The sequence below is a fragment of the uncultured Lutibacter sp. genome, assembly GCF_947495725.1.
GTDB lineage: Bacteria > Bacteroidota > Bacteroidia > Flavobacteriales > Flavobacteriaceae > Lutibacter.
In genome coordinates this window covers 225,078-243,742 of record NZ_CANLZZ010000007.1, presented here as the reverse complement: position 1 = coordinate 243,742, position 18,665 = coordinate 225,078, and the positions used below count along the sequence as shown (strand labels likewise).

12 protein-coding genes are annotated in these 18,665 nt (G+C 29.2%); 10 read left to right on the top strand and 2 right to left on the bottom strand.

Annotated features, from left to right (window positions below; all coding sequences use genetic code 11):
• Positions 1-97: 97 nt before the first annotated feature.
• The gene (locus Q0776_RS16105; protein WP_298370508.1) at positions 98-1,432 is read right to left on the bottom strand and encodes a dihydrolipoamide acetyltransferase family protein; all 1,335 of its coding nucleotides are present in this window, start codon (positions 1,430-1,432) and stop codon (positions 98-100) included.
• Positions 1,433-1,757: 325 nt separating this feature from the next.
• Here Q0776_RS16105 and Q0776_RS16100 point away from each other — a divergent pair, with 325 nt between their 5' ends.
• The 8 genes from Q0776_RS16100 (at position 1,758) to Q0776_RS16065 (ending at position 12,094) form a co-directional block, all read left to right on the top strand.
• The gene (locus Q0776_RS16100) at positions 1,758-3,068 is read left to right on the top strand and encodes a TolC family protein (protein ID WP_298370505.1); all 1,311 of its coding nucleotides are present in this window, start codon (positions 1,758-1,760) and stop codon (positions 3,066-3,068) included.
• 34 nt (positions 3,069-3,102) lie between these two features.
• On the top strand, positions 3,103-4,173 hold the full coding sequence (locus tag Q0776_RS16095) for an efflux RND transporter periplasmic adaptor subunit (RefSeq protein WP_298370504.1): 1,071 nt from the start codon (positions 3,103-3,105) through the stop codon (positions 4,171-4,173).
• Positions 4,174-4,175: 2 nt separating this feature from the next.
• Complete coding sequence (locus Q0776_RS16090; protein ID WP_298370502.1) at positions 4,176-7,370, top strand: efflux RND transporter permease subunit; 3,195 nt, start codon at positions 4,176-4,178, stop codon at positions 7,368-7,370.
• Positions 7,371-7,590: 220 nt separating this feature from the next.
• Positions 7,591-7,899, top strand: coding sequence for a hypothetical protein (locus Q0776_RS16085; RefSeq protein WP_298370499.1), 309 nt, complete (start codon positions 7,591-7,593; stop codon positions 7,897-7,899).
• Positions 7,900-7,911: 12 nt separating this feature from the next.
• Entirely contained in the window at positions 7,912-8,097 is a 186-nt protein-coding gene (locus Q0776_RS16080) for a DUF2892 domain-containing protein (RefSeq protein WP_298370496.1), read from the top strand.
• Positions 8,098-8,167: 70 nt separating this feature from the next.
• Positions 8,168-8,446, top strand: coding sequence for a hypothetical protein (locus Q0776_RS16075; RefSeq protein ID WP_298370494.1), 279 nt, complete (start codon positions 8,168-8,170; stop codon positions 8,444-8,446).
• 45 nt (positions 8,447-8,491) lie between these two features.
• On the top strand, positions 8,492-10,750 hold the full coding sequence (locus tag Q0776_RS16070; RefSeq protein ID WP_298370491.1) for a TonB-dependent receptor: 2,259 nt from the start codon (positions 8,492-8,494) through the stop codon (positions 10,748-10,750).
• 108 nt (positions 10,751-10,858) lie between these two features.
• A complete protein-coding gene (locus Q0776_RS16065; RefSeq protein ID WP_298370489.1) occupies positions 10,859-12,094 on the top strand; it encodes a solute carrier family 23 protein in 1,236 nt (411 codons plus the stop codon).
• A 71-nt stretch (positions 12,095-12,165) separates the two neighbouring features.
• Here Q0776_RS16065 and tsaD read toward each other — a convergent pair whose 3' ends face one another.
• Complete coding sequence (tsaD, locus tag Q0776_RS16060) at positions 12,166-13,197, bottom strand: tRNA (adenosine(37)-N6)-threonylcarbamoyltransferase complex transferase subunit TsaD (protein WP_298370608.1); 1,032 nt, start codon at positions 13,195-13,197, stop codon at positions 12,166-12,168.
• A gap of 101 nt (positions 13,198-13,298) precedes the next feature.
• Between tsaD and Q0776_RS16055 the strand changes: the two genes are divergently transcribed.
• Entirely contained in the window at positions 13,299-17,735 is a 4,437-nt protein-coding gene (locus Q0776_RS16055) for a translocation/assembly module TamB domain-containing protein (RefSeq protein ID WP_298370487.1), read from the top strand.
• The gene (locus Q0776_RS16050; RefSeq protein ID WP_298370484.1) at positions 17,728-18,633 is read left to right on the top strand and encodes a sugar phosphate nucleotidyltransferase; all 906 of its coding nucleotides are present in this window, start codon (positions 17,728-17,730) and stop codon (positions 18,631-18,633) included. Before Q0776_RS16055 ends, Q0776_RS16050 begins: the two co-directional genes overlap by 8 nt.
• The last annotated feature ends 32 nt before the right edge of the window (positions 18,634-18,665 follow it).

Genomic DNA, 18,665 nt, shown 5'->3' with positions numbered 1-18,665 from the left:
GACAAAAATTAAAATACATAACTTGTTTTAATATTTTAAGATGCTGAGAATTAATTGCTTTTAGAAAACATTTAGTTTAAATGATGGATTTTTTAAACTAAAATTCAGAATTTACGTTCCAAGATTCTAAATAATCTTTAACTTCTTTTATAAACATTCCTCCTAAAGCACCATTTACAACTCTATGGTCATAAGAATGTGAAATAAACATTTTATGCCTTATTCCAATAAAATCTCCTTCAGCGGTTTCAATTACGGCCGGAACTTTTCTAACTGCTCCTAATGCTAAAATGGCAACTTGTGGTTGATTAATAATAGGAGTTCCAAATACACTTCCAAAACTACCAACGTTTGTAACAGTATAAGTTCCATCTTGAATTTCATCGGGTTTTAGCTGTCCGCTACGGGCTCTATTTGCTAAATCATTAACAGCTTTTGTCATTCCAACCAAATTTAACTGGTCTGCATTTTTAATTACAGGAACAATTAAATTACCATCGGCTAATGAAGCTGCCATTCCTAAATTAATAGCTTTTCTTTTAATTATTTTGTCTCCATTAACAGAAATATTAATCATTGGAAAGTTCTTAATTACTTTTGCTACAGCTTGCATAAAAATAGGAGTGTAGGTTATTTTTTCTCCCTCACGTGCAAAGTATTTATCTTTAATGTTTTCTCTCCATTTTACAATATTTGTAACATCAACTTCAATAAATGATTGAACATGAGCTGAGGTTTGTACAGATTGTACCATATGATGTGCAATCATTTTACCCATTCTACTCATTTCAATTATTTCATCATCTCCATTAACTGAAACAGGAGCCGCTTTAACTTCTAATTTTGAAGGTGTAATTTCTTTGGCAGTAGTAATTACGATCGGTTTTTTATCTTCAATTTTTTTGGCTGTTTCTTTTTTAGAATTTTTACCAGATTTTAAATACGCTAAAATATCGTTTTTGGTTACTCTATTATCCATTCCAGTACCAATAATAGATTCTAATTCGTCCATTGATATACCTTCAGTTTCGGCAATATTTCTTACAAGAGGTGAGAAAAATTTACCACTTGGAGAAACTTTTTCAATACTTAAGGATTCAATAGTTTTAGCTACTTCTTGTTCAATTTCTTCTATATTATCTGTTATTTCAATTGCATTATTTTCATCCGCTACAGTTCCATTTTCATTATCTAGAGTTTCAATTATAGCTATTGTTTCACCAACTTTTACTACGCTATCAACTTCATAAAGTAAATCTATTACTGTACCTTCTACTTCACTTGGTATTTCAGAGTCTACTTTGTCAGTAGCAATACCTACAATTGATTCGTCAAGTTCTACGCTATCACCAACTTGCTTTAACCAAGAAGTTATTGTTGCTTCCGCTACGCTTTCACCCATTTTTGGAAGCTTTACTTCGAATTTTGCCATTGTAAAATATTTAAGTGCTGCAAATTTACAAAAAATATGTCCTACCTATTAATAAACAAAGAATAATTGAAAAAGTGATTTATATAAAATTGTAAAGTTTTTAAAATAAACAATTTATAAGTTTAAATTTTGATAATTAGTTATAATTACTGCCATTGTATTGAATATTTAATAAACGGGTTGTCAACTTTAATTCTTTTTTTAAAGTTCTCATAGTTTACTAATGTAAACGGTTAGCAATATTTGTTACATAACAGTGTAATAAAAATTGCCTTTGATGCTCTTTTACTAAAGTACTTTTGCTTCAAACTAAAAGAAACAAAAAATGCAAAGAAAATATGTTTTATTGGCAACAACTTTGTTACTAACTTTATTAAATTTAAAGGCGCAACAAGAAATTGAGATTTCTAAAGATGCCATATTGCAAAAGGTTTTAGAAAATAATTATACTCTTAAAATTTCTGAACAAAATTATAAAGCTGCAAAGGCAGAATTCAATCAGACCAATTCAATATTATTACCAAATATTTCTGTATCTCATTCGGGTATTTCAACAAATAACCCATTAATGGCGTTTGGCTCAAAGTTGAATCAAGAAATTTTGACAGCGGCAGATTTTAATCCGGAGCTATTAAATGATCCTGATAAAATTGAAAACTTCACAACCAAAATAGAAGTTTTACAACCAATTTTTAATGCAGATGGAATTTATATGCGTAAAGCTGCAAAAGCAAAAATGACAGCAATGGAATTACAAACTGGTAGAACAAAAGATGCTATAAAACTTGAAGTAGCAAAAGCTTATATGCAATTACAACTTGCTTATAAGGCAGTTGAAGTTTTAGAGAAAGCTAAAGAAACGGCCTTTGAAAGCAAAAAAATTGCCGATAATAATTTTAAACAAGGTTATATGCAAAAATCGGATGTTTTATCGGTTGAAGTATATGTTACCGAAGTTGAGAATCAATTGCTTTCTGCAATAAGCAATGTGCAAAATGCTTCAGATTATATTCACTTTTTAATGGGTGAAGATTTAAACCAAACATTAAAGCCAAGTACAACATTAGTTTCGGAAGTAAACTTGGATGTATATAACAATCAAATTTCAAATAATAGACCAGATATTGAAGCAATGGAAAAAAGTACAGATGCTTTTCAAAACATGTATAAAGCTTCAAAAATGAGTTATTTACCTACTTTAAATGCTTTCGGAAGTTATCAATTGTATGATGATAAAATACTTAGCGGAAATGCAAGCGGTTATTTAGTTGGAGCACAACTATCTTGGAATTTGTTCGAAGGATTTAAAAGAATTGGAAAAACTCAAAAAAGTAAAGCCGAATTGGATAAGGCTAGCTTAAGTTTAGATGAATATAAAAGTAAAAGTAATTTAGAGTTTAATAAATCTAAACGTCAATTAAAAGATGCTGAAAACAGTATGCGATTAACAAAATTGGCCGTTGAACAATCTGAAGAAGCTCTTAGAATTAGAACTAACCGATTTAAACAAGGTTTAGAAAAATCTTCAGATTTATTAATTTCTGAAACACAATACTTACAAAAACAATTAGAATATCTTCAAACGGTATTCAATTATAATTTCACCAAAGAATACGTGAAATTTCTAACAAATTAAAACTAAAAAAATTAAGATTTAAAAAATCATTCATATGAAAACAATTACTAAAATATTATTTATAACAACCCTGTTTTTTATTTATAGTTGTGGCAAAGAAAAAGTAACATCAGCAGATAATAGAACAACTGTTAATGTAACAGTAAGTAGTCCAAAAACAGAAAGTGAATCATTTATTACTGCAAGTGGAAAAGTAGAAGCTGTACAAAATGCAAATTTAAGTACGCGTATGATGGGTTATGTTACAAATGTTCATGTAAAAGTTGGTCAAAAGGTTACAAAAGGACAGTTATTGGTAAGCATTAACAGTGCAGATATAAACGCTCAAAAAGCACAAGTTAATGCTTCAATAGCTGAGGCAGAAGCTGCCTTAAAAAATGCTGAAAAAGACTACAATCGTTTTAAAGCACTGTTTGAAGAGAAAAGTGCATCGCAAAAAGAAATGGACGATATAACTGCCAATTATGAAATGGCAAAAGCCCGCTTAGAAGCAGCAACTCAAATGAAAAATCAAGTTAATGCTCAACTTTCATATTCTAACATTACATCTCCATTTAGCGGAGTTGTTACAGGGAAGTTTATTAATAAAGGTGATATGGCAAATCCAGGAATGCCGTTAATTAGTGTTGAAACACCTGGTAAATTTCAAGTCATGGCAATGGTTCCTGAAAACGAAATTACTTCAATAAAAAATGGAGCTACGGCAAACGTTTTAATAAAATCTACCAATGATATAATTAAAGGAAAAGTAACTGAAGTTAGTTCATCGGCAAAAAATACAGGAGGTCAATACATGGTAAAAGTACTATTAGAGGAAAGTGATGTTAAATTGCTTTCGGGAATGTTTGCTTCTGTTCAGTTTTCGTCGAGTAATTCAAATAAATCGTCAGCAATTTTAATTCCTACAACTTCAATAATTTACCGAGGAGAGTTAAGAGGAGTCTATGTTGTTAGTGAAAGTAATACAGCTTTATTACGTTGGTTAAGATTAGGAAAAGAATTTGGTGATTATACAGAGGTTTTATCAGGTTTATCTCCAAATGACAAATTTGTTTTAACTGCAGAAGGAAAATTAGTAAATGGAGCAAAACTTAATATCCAATAATTATGAAGGAAGGATTAGCTGGTAGTATTGCCAAAGTATTTATTAATTCAAAACTGACCATTTTACTCATGATTATGTTTATGGTAATTGGTGTATATAGTTCATTTTTGATTCCAAGAGAAGAAGAACCTCAAATTGATGTTCCAATTGCTGATATTTTTGTTAGTTATCCAGGGGCAAGTCCGCAAGAGGTTGAGTCTAGAGTTATAAATCCTTTAGAAAAAATTGTATCTAATATAAAAGGTATTGAATATGTTTATTCAACTTCTATGAATGAGCAAGCAATGTTAATTGTGCAATTTTATGTAGGCGAAGATATCGAACGCTCATTTGTTAAGCTTTATAACGAAATTATGAAGCATATGGATCAAATGCCGCAAGGCGTTTCAATTCCATTGGTAAAAACAAGAGCAATTGATGATGTACCAATGTTAGCCTTAACTTTGTGGAGTGAAAATTATGATGATTATCAATTAAAACAAGTCGCAAACGAGTTAACTAGTGAAATTGAAAAAATAAATGATGTTGCTATTACTAAAACAATTGGAGGAAGAAATCGCCAAGTTCGTGTAGTTTTAGATAAAGATAAAATGGCCGAAAGTGGTTTGGATATGTTAAGTATTACTCAAAAAATACAAGCAAATAACCAACAGTTAACTTCTGGTAGTTTTGATAAGAATAATACTGAATATCTTGTAAACACGGGTAACTTTTTGACAAGTGTTGAAGATGTTGAAAATTTAGTAGTTGGTGTACAACAAAATCAACCAATATATTTAAAGCAAATTGCTAACATTTCTGATGGACCTGAGATTCCAAAAGAATATGTGTCTTTTGGTTATGGAAAAGCTAACGAATTATCGAACACTTTTAATTCTGAATATCCAGCTGTTACTATTTCTATAGGGAAAAGAAAAGGAGCTGACGCAATGAAAATTTCAGAAAAAATCTTAGGTAAAGTTGAACATTTAAAGCAAGACTTATTGCCTAATGATGTGCATATGACAGTTACACGTAATTATGGTGAAACAGCCTCACACAAAGTTTCAGAATTGTTAATGCACTTAATTGGATCCATTTTAGCCGTTACTATTGTAGTTATGTTAGCAATGGGCTGGCGAGGTGGATTGGTAGTTTTTCTTTCAGTTCCAATTACATTTGCTATGACGTTGTTTAGCTACTATATGCTAGATTATACATTAAACAGAATTACATTATTTGCCTTAGTATTTGTAACCGGTATTGTGGTGGATGACTCCATTATTATTGCCGAAAATATGCATAGGCATTTTAAAATGAGGCGATTACCTTTTAAGCAAGCTGCTTTATATGCTATTAACGAAGTTGGAAACCCAACAATTTTAGCAACTTTTACAGTAATTGCATCGGTATTACCAATGGCGTTTGTCTCTGGTTTAATGGGGCCTTACATGAGCCCGATGCCAATTGGAGCTTCAATTGCTATGATTATTTCTTTATTTGTAGCATTAACAATTACACCTTACTTAGGTTACTATATTTTAAGAGAAAAAGAAACGCAAGAGAATAAAGAAGAAGCCGGTTTAGAAACTTCTTTAATTTATAGAATATACAATAAGTTTGAAAAACCTTTAATTGAAAATAAGGTAAAACGTTGGGGATTTTTAGGGTTTACATTCTTACTTTTAATAGGTTCATTAGCATTGTTTTATACAAAAGGAGTTGCGGTAAAAATGTTGCCATTTGATAATAAAAATGAATTTCAAGTGGTTGTAGATATGCCCGAAGGAACAACATTAGAAAACACATCAGCCGTTACTCTAGAAATTGCAAATTATTTATCACAAAGACCCGAAGTTGATAATTACCAAAGTTTTGTTGGTACTTCAGCACCAATTACATTTAATGGTTTAGTTCGTCATTACGACTTACGTGGAGGTTCTAATATGGCAGATATTCAAGTAAATTTGGTAGATAAATCATTACGATCAGAACAAAGTCATGATGTTGCTAAAAAATTAAGAGCAGATATACAAGCAATTGGAAAACGATTTAATGCCAATGTAAAATTAGTTGAAGTTCCGCCAGGACCACCAGTACTTTCTACAATTGTAGCAGAAGTATATGGACCAGATTATGAAGAGCAAATTAAAATAGCTAAACAATTAGAACACATTGTTGCCACAACAGACGATATTGTTGATGTTGATGATATGATTGAAGCCGATCAAACAGAATACAATTTTGTAATTGATAAAGAAAAAGCAATGTTAAATGGGGTTGCTCCACAACAAATTGTGGCTACACTAAAAATGGCGCTTTCAGAGCAACCAATTTCAACATTATATAAAGAATCTGCCAATAACCAAGTTGGTTTAGTATTAGCATTTGATGAAAAGGAAAAATCATCTTTAAATGATATTAAGCAAGTAAAAGTAATTTCGCAAAGTGGAATGGCAATTCCAATAGGAGACTTAATTAAAATTGAAGAAAAAGTAAGAGACAAAACAATTTATCGTAAAAACCAAAAACGTGTTGTTTATGTTGTAGCTGATATGGCAGGAAAATTAGAAAGTCCTGTTTATGGAATTTTAAATATGAGTGACCGCCTGGGTGAAATTAAAATACCAAATGGTTATAAATTAAACGAGGAATTTAATCAACAGCCAGAACACGAAGATGATTATACTGTAAAATGGGATGGAGAATGGCAAATTACTTTTGAAGTATTTAGAGATTTAGGAGCTGCTTTTGCGGTTGCAATATTTGTAATTTACTTATTAATTGTTGGTTGGTTCCAAAACTTTAAAGCACCATTAGTAATGCTGGTTGCTATACCACTTTCTATGGTTGGAATTATGTTAGGTCACTGGGTTTTAGGTGCTTTCTTTACAGCAACATCAATGATTGGTGTAATTGCTTTAGCAGGAATTATGGTACGTAATTCAGTATTATTAATTGATTTTATTGAATTGCGTTTAGAAGATGGAGTACCATTAAAACAAGCAGTTATTGAAGCCGGAGCTGTTAGAACTACACCTATTTTATTAACTGCTGGTACAGTTGTAATTGGAGCATTTGTAATATTGTTCGATCCTATTTTTCAAGGACTAGCAATCTCATTAATGGGTGGTACAATAACTGCAACAGTTCTTACATTATTGGTAGTTCCGTTGGTGTATTATATGACTGAAAAGCACAAACATGAGGATAAATAATCAATTATTGACATTCTAAATGAAGTGATAACAGAATTAAGAATCTTATTGTCAAGAGCAAAAAGATTCTTCACTACCGTTGAGAATGACTTATAACAAATACGTCAATCCGAACTTGATTCAAGTTCTTACAAAATTGGAAACAATTATGATGAGATTCTGAATCATGTTCAGAATGACGAGTAAAAAAATACAGCATTATTCACCAAAAACACCTAAAATGAAACTACTATTAATAACAAGTGTATTAGAATTTGAAAAAGACATTTGCAAGCTTTTTAAAAAAGCGGAGATTAATGTTTACAGTACTTCAGATATACAAGGGCATAAATTTTTTTCCTCGAAAAATATACAGGATAATTGGTTTTCTGCCCAAAGAGATTCTCACGATTCTAAATTATATTTTTCTTTTACTTCAGAAGATAAAATTGATATCATTTTTAAAAGTATTGAAGAATTTAATTCGAAAAAAACGAACTCTAATCCAATTAAAGCAATTGTATTAGATATTGAAAAATTTATTAATTAAAAATAAGACAATATGAAATCAAGATTAATGAACATTATACCGGGAGCTTTTATATTAATTAGTTTGGTGTTAGCTTTAAAAGTTAATATAAATTGGCTATGGTTTACTGCATTTGTAGGGGCTAATTTATTTCAACGAGGTTTTACAAATTGGTGCTTACTAGAAATAATTCTAGGCAAATTAGGAGTAAAAGATTAAATTATTTGTAATATTGCCGAAAATTTAAGGTATTAACAAAATAGCAAAACATATAATTTCAAGTGTATTAATGTTTGCTGTACTGCTTCCTTTCGCCGTACAGTTTGTGCACTCATTCCATCATCATTCACATCATGTTTGTAATGAATATGATTTGCATATTGATGAACACGAATTTGATTGTTCTGTTTTTCACTTTAAAATTAATCAGAATTCTGTAGATTTTTCTTCTGAAATTGTAATAAATGAAAATACTTTTTCAGAAACAAAATTTGCAACTTTTGAAGCTTTAATAGCTTCAATTAAACTTACACATAAATCATCAAGAGCACCACCAGTTTTATTGTAACAAATAGTATAAATACATATAATTAACAATAAAACAAATTCATATATGAAATCATATATTTTAACCTTATTTATGGGGTTAACGAGTATTGTGTATTCGCAAAACTCAATAAAAGGTACTGTTTCTAGTACACATAATCAAAAATTGTTTGGAGTAGAGGTTTATATAAGTGAACTAAATAAAGGTACTGCAACAAATGAATACGGATATTTTGAATTAAACAATTTGCCAAGTAGTACTTTAAAAATAAAAGTAGCTTATATTGGATATAAAACTCAAATAAAAACTATAAAATTAACTGAGGAAATTACCGAATTAAATTTCATTCTAGAAGAGAGTGTGTTTAAAATGGATGAGGTAATTATTTCAACTCCTTTTAATAAACTACAAAGTGAAAATGTTATGAAAGTTGAAAAAGCTTCATTAGCTCAACTTCAAAACAAAGGAATTGTAACTTTAAGTGAGGGAATTACAAGTGTTCCTGGAGTTTCAGTAATTTCAACAGGAACAGGTATAGGAAAACCAGTTATTAGAGGTTTAAGAGGGAATAGGGTTTTGGTTTACAGCCAAGGTTTAAGATTGGAAAATCAACAGTTTGGAGACGAACATGGCTTGGGAGTTGATGCTTCGAGTATTGAAAGTATGGAGGTAATAAAAGGACCGGCATCTTTATTATACGGTTCTGATGCATTAGGAGGAGTTCTATATTTTAATCCTGTAAAATTTGCACCACTTAACACATTTAAAGTTTCTGGATCTCAAACTTTTTATTCTAATACGGAAGGTACAAATACATCGTTAAGTGCTAAGCAAAGTTTTAATAAGTGGAAATTTTTAGCAAATGGAGCATATAATACACATAGTGATTATAAAACATCAAATGATGAAAGAGTAACCAATACTAGATTTAATGAAACAAGCTTTAATGCTGCCGTTGCTTATAATAGTGAAGTAATTTCCAGTGCGCTTCGGTTTTTATATAATGACAGTAATATTGGAATTCCTGAAGAAATTGGAGATCAATCTACTTCAAAAGATAAACTTTTTCCATATCAGGCTTTAACTACAAGAATGGTGAGTTTAAATAATACGTTTTTCTTAAATAATTCAAAAATTTCGACAGTTTTTGGATTTACTAGAAATAATAGAAATGAGTTTGAAGAACACCATCACGAAGATGAAGAACATGAAGATGAAGAACATGAAGAAGAACATGTTGAAGCTGCATTACAACTAGTGTTAGATACATATAGTTATGATGTAAAATGGCATTTACCAGAAATTAAAAATATTGATGCAGTTTTTGGAGTTCAAGGAATGTATCAGGAAAATAGGAATTTTGGTGAAGAAATTTTGATTCCGAATGCTGATATTAATGACTTTGGAATTTTTGCTACTGCTATGCACGCTATTGATAATCGTAGTATTCAAGCAGGGATTCGGTTTGATTATAGAAATATAGCAACTCAATATCATGAAGTGGCTCATGAGGATGAAGTTCATATATTTGAAGCTATCGATAAATCTTTTAATAATATATCGGCTTCATTGGGCTACAAAACATTAATTTTTAATAAAATTATAAGTAGAATTAACTTAGCCTCAGGATTTAAAGCTCCAAACTTGGCTGAGTTAACTTCAAATGGTGTTCATCATGGCTCAAATAGATTTGAACTGGGTAATAATTTACTTGAACAAGAAAAGAATTACCAAAGTGATATATCTTTTGAATACAAAACAGATCATTTTGAAATGGTATTAAATGGTTTTTATAATTATATAAACGACTATATTTTTATTTCTCCAACAGGTGAAATTGAAGACGATTTTGAAGTGTATAGTTACACACAAGACAATGCTAAATTGTATGGTGGAGAATTTGGTTTACACTTGCATCCGCATCCTTTAGACTGGATGCACTTACATAGTAATTTTGAAATGGTAGTTGGTAAACAAAACAATGGAGATTATTTGCCTTTAATTCCTGCAAATAAATTAACAAATACTATTAGAGCAGAAATTAATAGTATTAAATGGTTACAAAATGGTTTTGCCTCAGTAACACTAGAAAGCACTTTTGAACAGGATAATTTAAGTGCATTTGAAACCAAAAGTGATGCATATAATTTGTTGAATTTGGGAATTGGGGGAACTATAAAACTGAGCAAGTTAAGTTTTGATGTTAATTTCAACATAAATAATGCATTAGATAAATCTTATATTTCACATCTTTCTCGTTTAAAATATAATGGAATAAATAATATTGGAAGAAATTTTATAACAAGTATAAAATTTAATATTTAATAGCTAGAATAATTCTAAATTAAGGGTTTACAGAACAATCTAAAGCTTGATATTTAGGTTGTTCTGTTTTTATGGTTAATTTTGTGAGATTTTAAAAACAAACCCAAAATGATACCAACACAAACTAACAACACATCAGAAATTAAAAGTACTCCCAGGCGGATAATTATTGGAATTCAATTTTTATTTGTTGCATTTGGTGCTACTGTATTAGTTCCGTTATTAATTGATATTGATCCGTCAGTAGCCTTATTTACTGCCGGTGTAGGAACACTAATTTTTCACATAATAACAAAAGGTAAAGTTCCTGTATTTTTAGGAAGTAGTTTTGCTTTTATAGCGCCAATTGTTGCAGCCACAAAATTATATGGTTATCCAGGAACACTTGGAGGTCTTATTGCTGTTGGTATTGTATATGGTATTGTTTCGGCAATTGTAAAGCTATGGGGATTAAAGGTAATTGAAAAAATATTTCCATCAATTGTAGTTGGTCCCGTAATTATGATTATTGGTTTATCATTGGCTTCTGTAGGAGTTGATATGGCCAAGAATAACTGGCTAATTGCAATGTCTGTTTTAATTACAGCTATTGTAATTGTTGTATACGCAAAAGGTATTTTAAAACTTATTCCAATATTTATTGGAATTGTAGTAGGATATATAATTTCAATTTTTGCAGGTTTGGTAGATTTTTCTTCAGTAAACGAAGCAGCTTGGTTTGCACTTCCAAAATTTACGACACCAGAGTTTAACTGGGCGGCAATTGTTTATATGATTCCTGTTGCTGTAGCACCAATTATTGAGCATATTGGAGATATGTATGCAATAGGTGGAGTTGCCGAGAAAGAATTTGTAAAAGAGCCAGGTTTACATAGAACTTTACTTGGTGATGGTATTGCAACTGCTTTTGCAGGATTTTTAGGAGGGCCTCCAAATACAACATATAGTGAGGTTACTGGAGCTGTAGCTTTAACAAAAATTACAGATCCAAGAGTTTTACGTATTGCAGCTGTTACTGCAATTATATTTTCATTGGTAGGTAAAATTAGTGCTGTATTAAAAACAATACCTGCTGCAGTTTTAGGTGGAATTATGTTATTACTTTTTGGAATGATTGCAAGTATAGGTATTAAAACTTTAATTGATGCGAAAACAGATTTTTCCAAAACTCGTAACCAAGTTATTGTTTCAATTATATTAACAATTGGTATTGGAGGCGCTCAAATGAGTTACGGTAATTTTTCATTAGCTGGTATTGGTTTAGCATCAATTGTTGGTGTTATTTTAAACCTTATATTACCAAGTAAGTCTTCACCTATAAAAGGAAGTCACGTAGAAGATTAAAAAATATTTTGTATAAAAAAAAGTCCATTTAAATTAATTTAAATGGACTTTTTTTGCTTTAAACGGTTGTACTAAGATTCACTAACCTTTAATCTTGCAGTAGCAGCAACAGTTTCTTTTGAAAAATCGTCATCTAAATATTTTAAATATCCAACAATTGCAATCATAGCTGCATTGTCAGTAGTATATTCAAATTTTGGGATATAAGTTGTCCACCCAAATTTGGTTTCAGTTTCTTTTAAAACTTTTCTTATTTCTGAATTAGCACTAACTCCACCGGCAATAGCAATATGCTTAATTCCGGTTTGTTTTACAGCTAGTTTCAGTTTGTCAAATAATATTTCTACAATTGTATGTTGAATGGAAGCGCAAATGTCATTTAAGTGTTCTTCAATAAAATTGGGATTTTCTTTTACCTGTTTCTGTATAAAATAAAGAATACCAGTTTTTAATCCACTAAAGCTAAAATTTAAATCATCTACTCGAGGTTTTGTAAACTTATAAGCTTTTGGATTTCCTAATCTTGCATATTTATCAACCAATGGACCTCCTGGGTAAGGTAACCCCAAAATTTTAGCAGATTTGTCATAGGCCTCGCCAACTGCATCATCTAAAGTTTCACCTAAAACTTCCATTTCAAAGTGATTTGTAATTTTTACAATTTGTGTATGTCCTCCACTAATGGTTAAACATATAAATGGAAATGGTGGTTTTTTATGATTTTCTTCTTCAATAAAATGAGCTAAAACGTGTCCTTGCATATGATTTACAGCAATTAACGGAATATCTAAAGCCAATGAAAGCGACTTAGCAAATGAGGTTCCAACTAATAAAGAACCCATTAATCCAGGTCCGCGCGTAAAAGCTATGGCATTTAAGTCTTTTTTGTCGATATTTGCTTGTTGAATTGCTTGTTGAATTACAGGAACAATATTTTGTTGATGAGCGCGTGAAGCTAATTCTGGAACAACACCTCCATATTTGGTGTGAATTTCTTGATTTGCTACAACATTTGATAATATTTTTCCGTTGCAAATAACAGAGGCACTTGTATCGTCACAAGAAGATTCAATACCAAGAATGTAAATTGGTTTATTTTTAATCATTTAATAACAAATTAGGGCACGAAAATTGCCGTAAAAATGCAAATTTAGCGCATATCAAACGAATTAAAAAAATAGTAGTTAAAATTTTTGTTGCACTAATGCTTTTTTTAGTTGTAGTGAGCTTGCTTTTAAGTATTCCAGCTATACAAACTAAATTGGGTAAAGTTGCAACAAATTACTTACGTAATGATTTTGATGTTGATATTAATATTGATAAAGTTAGTTTAGCATACTTAGGAAACGTGCAATTAAAGGATATTTTTATAAAGGATCATCACGGAGATACTTTAATTTTAGCTAAAAATTTAACAACATCAATTTTTAGTTATAAAAATATATTAAATAATAAATTAGAGTTTGGAACTATTCATTTAGAAGATTTTATTTTAAACATTAAAACATACAAAAATGAAATTGATGACGGATTAACAGTTTTTGTAGATAAATTTGATGATGGAACTATAAGTGACAAACCTTCTGGCTTTTTATTAACTGCTTCTAATTTAAAACTCGAAAATGGTTATGTTAAAATATTGGATGAAAATGATGAAAACCAAAACCCTATTTATTTTAATGAAATAAATGGAGAAGCAAATAATTTTAGGGTAGAAGGTCCAAATGTTTCTGTAAATATTAATGATTTTAGTTTTATTGAAAATCATAATTTAAAGGTAGAACACTTTAAAAGCGATTTTACATATACTAAATCGTTTATGAACTTTGAAAATTCTGTTATTAAAACAGCTTCATCATCTATTCTTGCCGATATTAAATTTACGTACAAAAGAGAAGATTTTTCAGACTTTAATAATCTTGTTAATTTAAAAGCAACTGTTAATAATGCCGATATATCTTTAACCGATTTAAAAAACTTTTATAAAGAGTTTGGTACAAATGATGTTTTGCATTTTTCAACAGAAATAGAAGGGACTTTAAATAATTTTACGGCACATAAATTACAGTTGAAAACAGATAAAAATGCCATAATAAATGGAGATTTAAATTTTAAGAATGTTTTAAATCAAGAAAATGGATTTTCATTTGATGGAGATTTTCTTAATTTAACTTCAGATTACAATCATTTAAAAATACTGTTGCCTAAAGTACTTGGAAACTCATTGCCAACAAGTTTTGAAAAATTAGGTAGGTTTACATTAATAGGTAAATCTCATATTACTTCAACAAAAATTGACGCGAAATTAACGTTAAAAACAGATTTAGGAACTTCTATTTCTGATTTGGTTTTAACAAATATTGATAATATAGATAATGCGGCTTATAAAGGCCATATTAAAGTAATTGATTTTAAACTTGGTGAAGTTATAAAAGATAGTTTAGTTGGTGTATTATCTATGGAAGCAGATATTGATGGAAAAGGGTTTACATTAGAAAATTTAAATACTGCTGTTAAAGGGAAAGTTTCAAAGCATCAATACAAAAATTACACTTATAAAAACATTAATCTAAATGGACTTTTTAAAAACAAACATTTTGATGGCGAAATGGAGGTTAATGATGATAATATAAAATTAAATTTTAATGGTTTAGCCGATTTATCAGGTTCAGTTTATAAATTTGATTTTAAAACTACAGTTGATTATTGCGATTTAAATACGCTTAATCTTTTTAAACGTGACAGCATATCAAAAATTAAAGGTGATATATTAATTGATTTAAAAGGAAATACAATTGATGATTTAGAAGGAACCATTAATTTTAAAAACTCATTATATTTAAACCAAAAAGGGAATTATTTTTTTAAAGATTTTAATGTTACCTCTTCCTTTTCAGATAGTGTTAGAACAATTACAATAAATTCTCCAGAGATTATTACAGGTAAAATTGTTGGAAATTTTAAATTTAACGAATTATCTAAATTAACTCAAAATTCTATTGGTAGTATTTATTCAAATTATAAACCTTATAAAGTAACTTCAAATCAAAACTTAGAGTTTGGTTTTAATGTTCATAATAAAATTGTAGAGGTTTTTTATCCAGAGATAATTTTGTCTCCAACAACTACAATAAAGGGAAGCATAAATTCAAACGAGAATTTATTTAAGTTAAACATAAAATCTCCAAAAGTAGATGCATTTCAAAATGAAATTGAAGAATTAAAACTACAAATTGACAACAAAAACCCGTTATTCAATACTCAATTAACCGTTGATAAAATAAATTCTTCTATTTATGATATTTCCGATTTGCATTTGGTAAATATTACACTTAGTGATACGTTGTATTTTAGAACAGAATTTAAGGGAGGAGAAAAGCAAACGGAGAATTTCGAACTGTCTTTTTATCATACGTTTAATAAGCAAAACAAATCTGTTTTTGGATTACAAAAGTCTAATTTTACATTTAAACATAACAAATGGATTATTAATCCTGAAGATAATTTAAAAAATAATGTTGTATTTGATGGAAAAACTAAAACATATGATATTAATTCATTTTTAATTGCAACAAAAAATGAGAAAATAGAATTTTCAGGAACCATAAAAGATACAATTTATAAAAATCTTAATTTTAAATTTAAAGATGTAAAGCTATCAAGTATTACACCAGATATTGATAGTTTAAAACTTGTTGGGGTTATAAATGGAAATCTTAATTATAATCAATTAGAAAAAGTAGTAAAACCAACGGCTAATCTAAAATTATCCAATTTTAAGGTAAATAACTCGCTTCAAGGAGATCTTAACATTAATATTGAAGGAAAAAATTCAATTAAAAAATATGGTGTAAATATGTCTTTGGTAAGAGATAAAAATATAACTTTCTCTGCAGTTGGTGAGTTAGATTTTGAACCAATAAAACCAGTTATGGACATTGTTGTAGATTTTGAAGCTTTTAAATTGGATGCCTTAAGTCCATTAGGAGAGGATGTAATTTCTAATATTAGAGGTTTTGCTTATGGTAATGTAAATTTAACAGGCGAAATAAGAAACCCATCAATGCTAGGCGATTTGTATTTAGATCAAGCAGGTTTAGGATTTCCATATTTAAATGTTGATTACAATTTTGAAGGTACAAGTGTAATTACTTTAACCGATCAAACATTTAATTTAGAAGATGTTTTAATTCAGGATAATTTAAAAAAGAGTAGAGGTTCTTTAAATGGAACAATTTCACATAAATTTTTTGATAATTGGAAACTTAATTTAGAGTTAGTTACTTCAAATTTATTAGTTCTAAATACCGAAGAAGACGAAACTTCGGTGTATTATGGAACGGGATTTTTAGCAGGAAATGCAACAATAAAAGGACTTACAGATAAATTGGTAATTGATGTTAATGGTAAAACAAATAAAGGAACTCGGTTTGTAATTCCAATAAGCGACGTAAAAACGGTAGAAACTTCTCAGTTAATTAGATTTGTTGTCCCAGAAGATAATAAAAAAGACACTAAAACAAGAAAACAAATAGTATCGGAAAAATTAAAAGGACTTTCGTTAAATTTTAATATTGAAGTAACCAAAGATGCAATTGTAGAAATGGTTTTGGATAAATCAACGGGAAGTTATTTAAAAGGTAGTGGAACCGGAAATTTACAATTGGAGTTAGATACCAAAGATAAATTCAATATGTATGGCGATTTTATTGTAGACAATGGGATATATAATTTTAAATATGGAGGTATTATAAATAAACCATTTATTGTTGAACGAGGAGGAAGTGTATCTTGGAGCGGAGATCCTTTTACAGCCGATATTAATATAGAAGCAATTTATAGAGTTTCGGCAAATCCAAAATCTTTATTAGATAATATAACAACTAATAGAAAAATTCCAATTGATTTAATTACTCGTTTTTCTGGAGAATTATTTAATTCGCAACGTACTTTCGATATTGAAATTCCAAATTCAAGTTCAACAGTAGCATCGGAGTTAGCATTTAAATTAAACAATAACGATACTAATAGCAAAACAATTCACTTTATGGCTTTATTAGCCACGGGTAGTTTTTATAATGAAAGTAATTTAAGTGTAAATAGTACAGGCTTAGTTTATGGAACAACTTCAGATTTGTTATCAAATGCATTCGACAATATTGTTAATAAAGGAAATAGTAAGTTTAAATTAAAACCTGTTTATACCTTTGGAGAGAAAAATAGAATTGATAATTTAAATATTAACGATCAACTAGGACTCGATTTTGACTACCAATTAAACGATAAAATAATTATAAATGGTAAAGCAAGTGTTCCAATTGGATCCAAAGAACAAACAAATATTATTGGAGAAGTAAATGTAGATTTCTTAATGAATGATGAAGGAACATTAAAATCTTCTATATTTAATCGTCAAAATGAAATAAATTATTCCGAACAAGAAGAAGAAGGTTATACACAAGGAGTTGGTATAAATTATCAAATTGATTTTGATAACAGCAGAGAATTATTAGAAAAGTTAGGTTTAAAAAAGAAAAAACAAAAAGATTCAATAAAAACACCAACTAAAGAAATTGAAAATAAAATAAAATCAGAAAAATTTATTAATATTAAAAGTAAAAATAAAAATAAAGATGAATAAGCCAACATTAGTAATTTTAGCAGCAGGTATTGGAAGCAGATATGGAGGATTAAAACAATTAGACACATTTTCGGAACAAGGAGATACCATTTTAGATTTTTCTATATATGATGCAATACAAGCAGGTTTTGGAAAAGTAGTTTTTATTATTAGAAAAAGTATAGAACAAGATTTTAAAGACTTCTTTTCTCCTAAATTAAAAGGTAAAATTGAAGTTGAATATGTATTTCAGGAAATTGACAGTATTCCAGAAAAATATAAAGATAACAAAAGAGAAAAGCCTTGGGGAACTGGTCATGCATTACTAATGGCAAAAGATGCGGTAATAGAAAATTTTGCAGTTATTAATGCCGATGATTTTTATGGAAGAGAAGCTTTTGTAGGAGTTGCCGAAGCTTTAAATAATACCGATAAAAATTCAACAAGCTTTAATATGATGGGATATGTGCTAAAAAACACAATCTCAGATTATGGTTTCGTTTCAAGAGGAGAATGCAGTGTTGATGAAAACAACTATTTAACAGGTATAGTTGAGCGTACACATATTGAAAAAGTAGACGGTGTATTAAAATTTAAAGATGATGACGGACAACTAAAACCAATTTCTGAAGAAACTACGGTTGCCATGAACTTTTTTGGATTTACACCAAGATATTTTGATATTTCAGAATCAATGTTTGAAACATTTTTAGAGAAAAATTATAAAGAACCAAAGGCAGAATTTTTTATTCCATTGGTTGTAAATAATGTAATAGTTGAAAAAACAGCTACAATGGAGGTATTAAAATCTAATGCCCGTTGGTTTGGTGTAACATACAAAGAAGATAAAGAATATGTGACTTCAGAGATTAAAAAATTAAAAGATTCTGGAGTTTATCCAAAATTTTTATGGAAGTAAATTATAACTTTTTCTAGTAGTTTTTTAGAAAA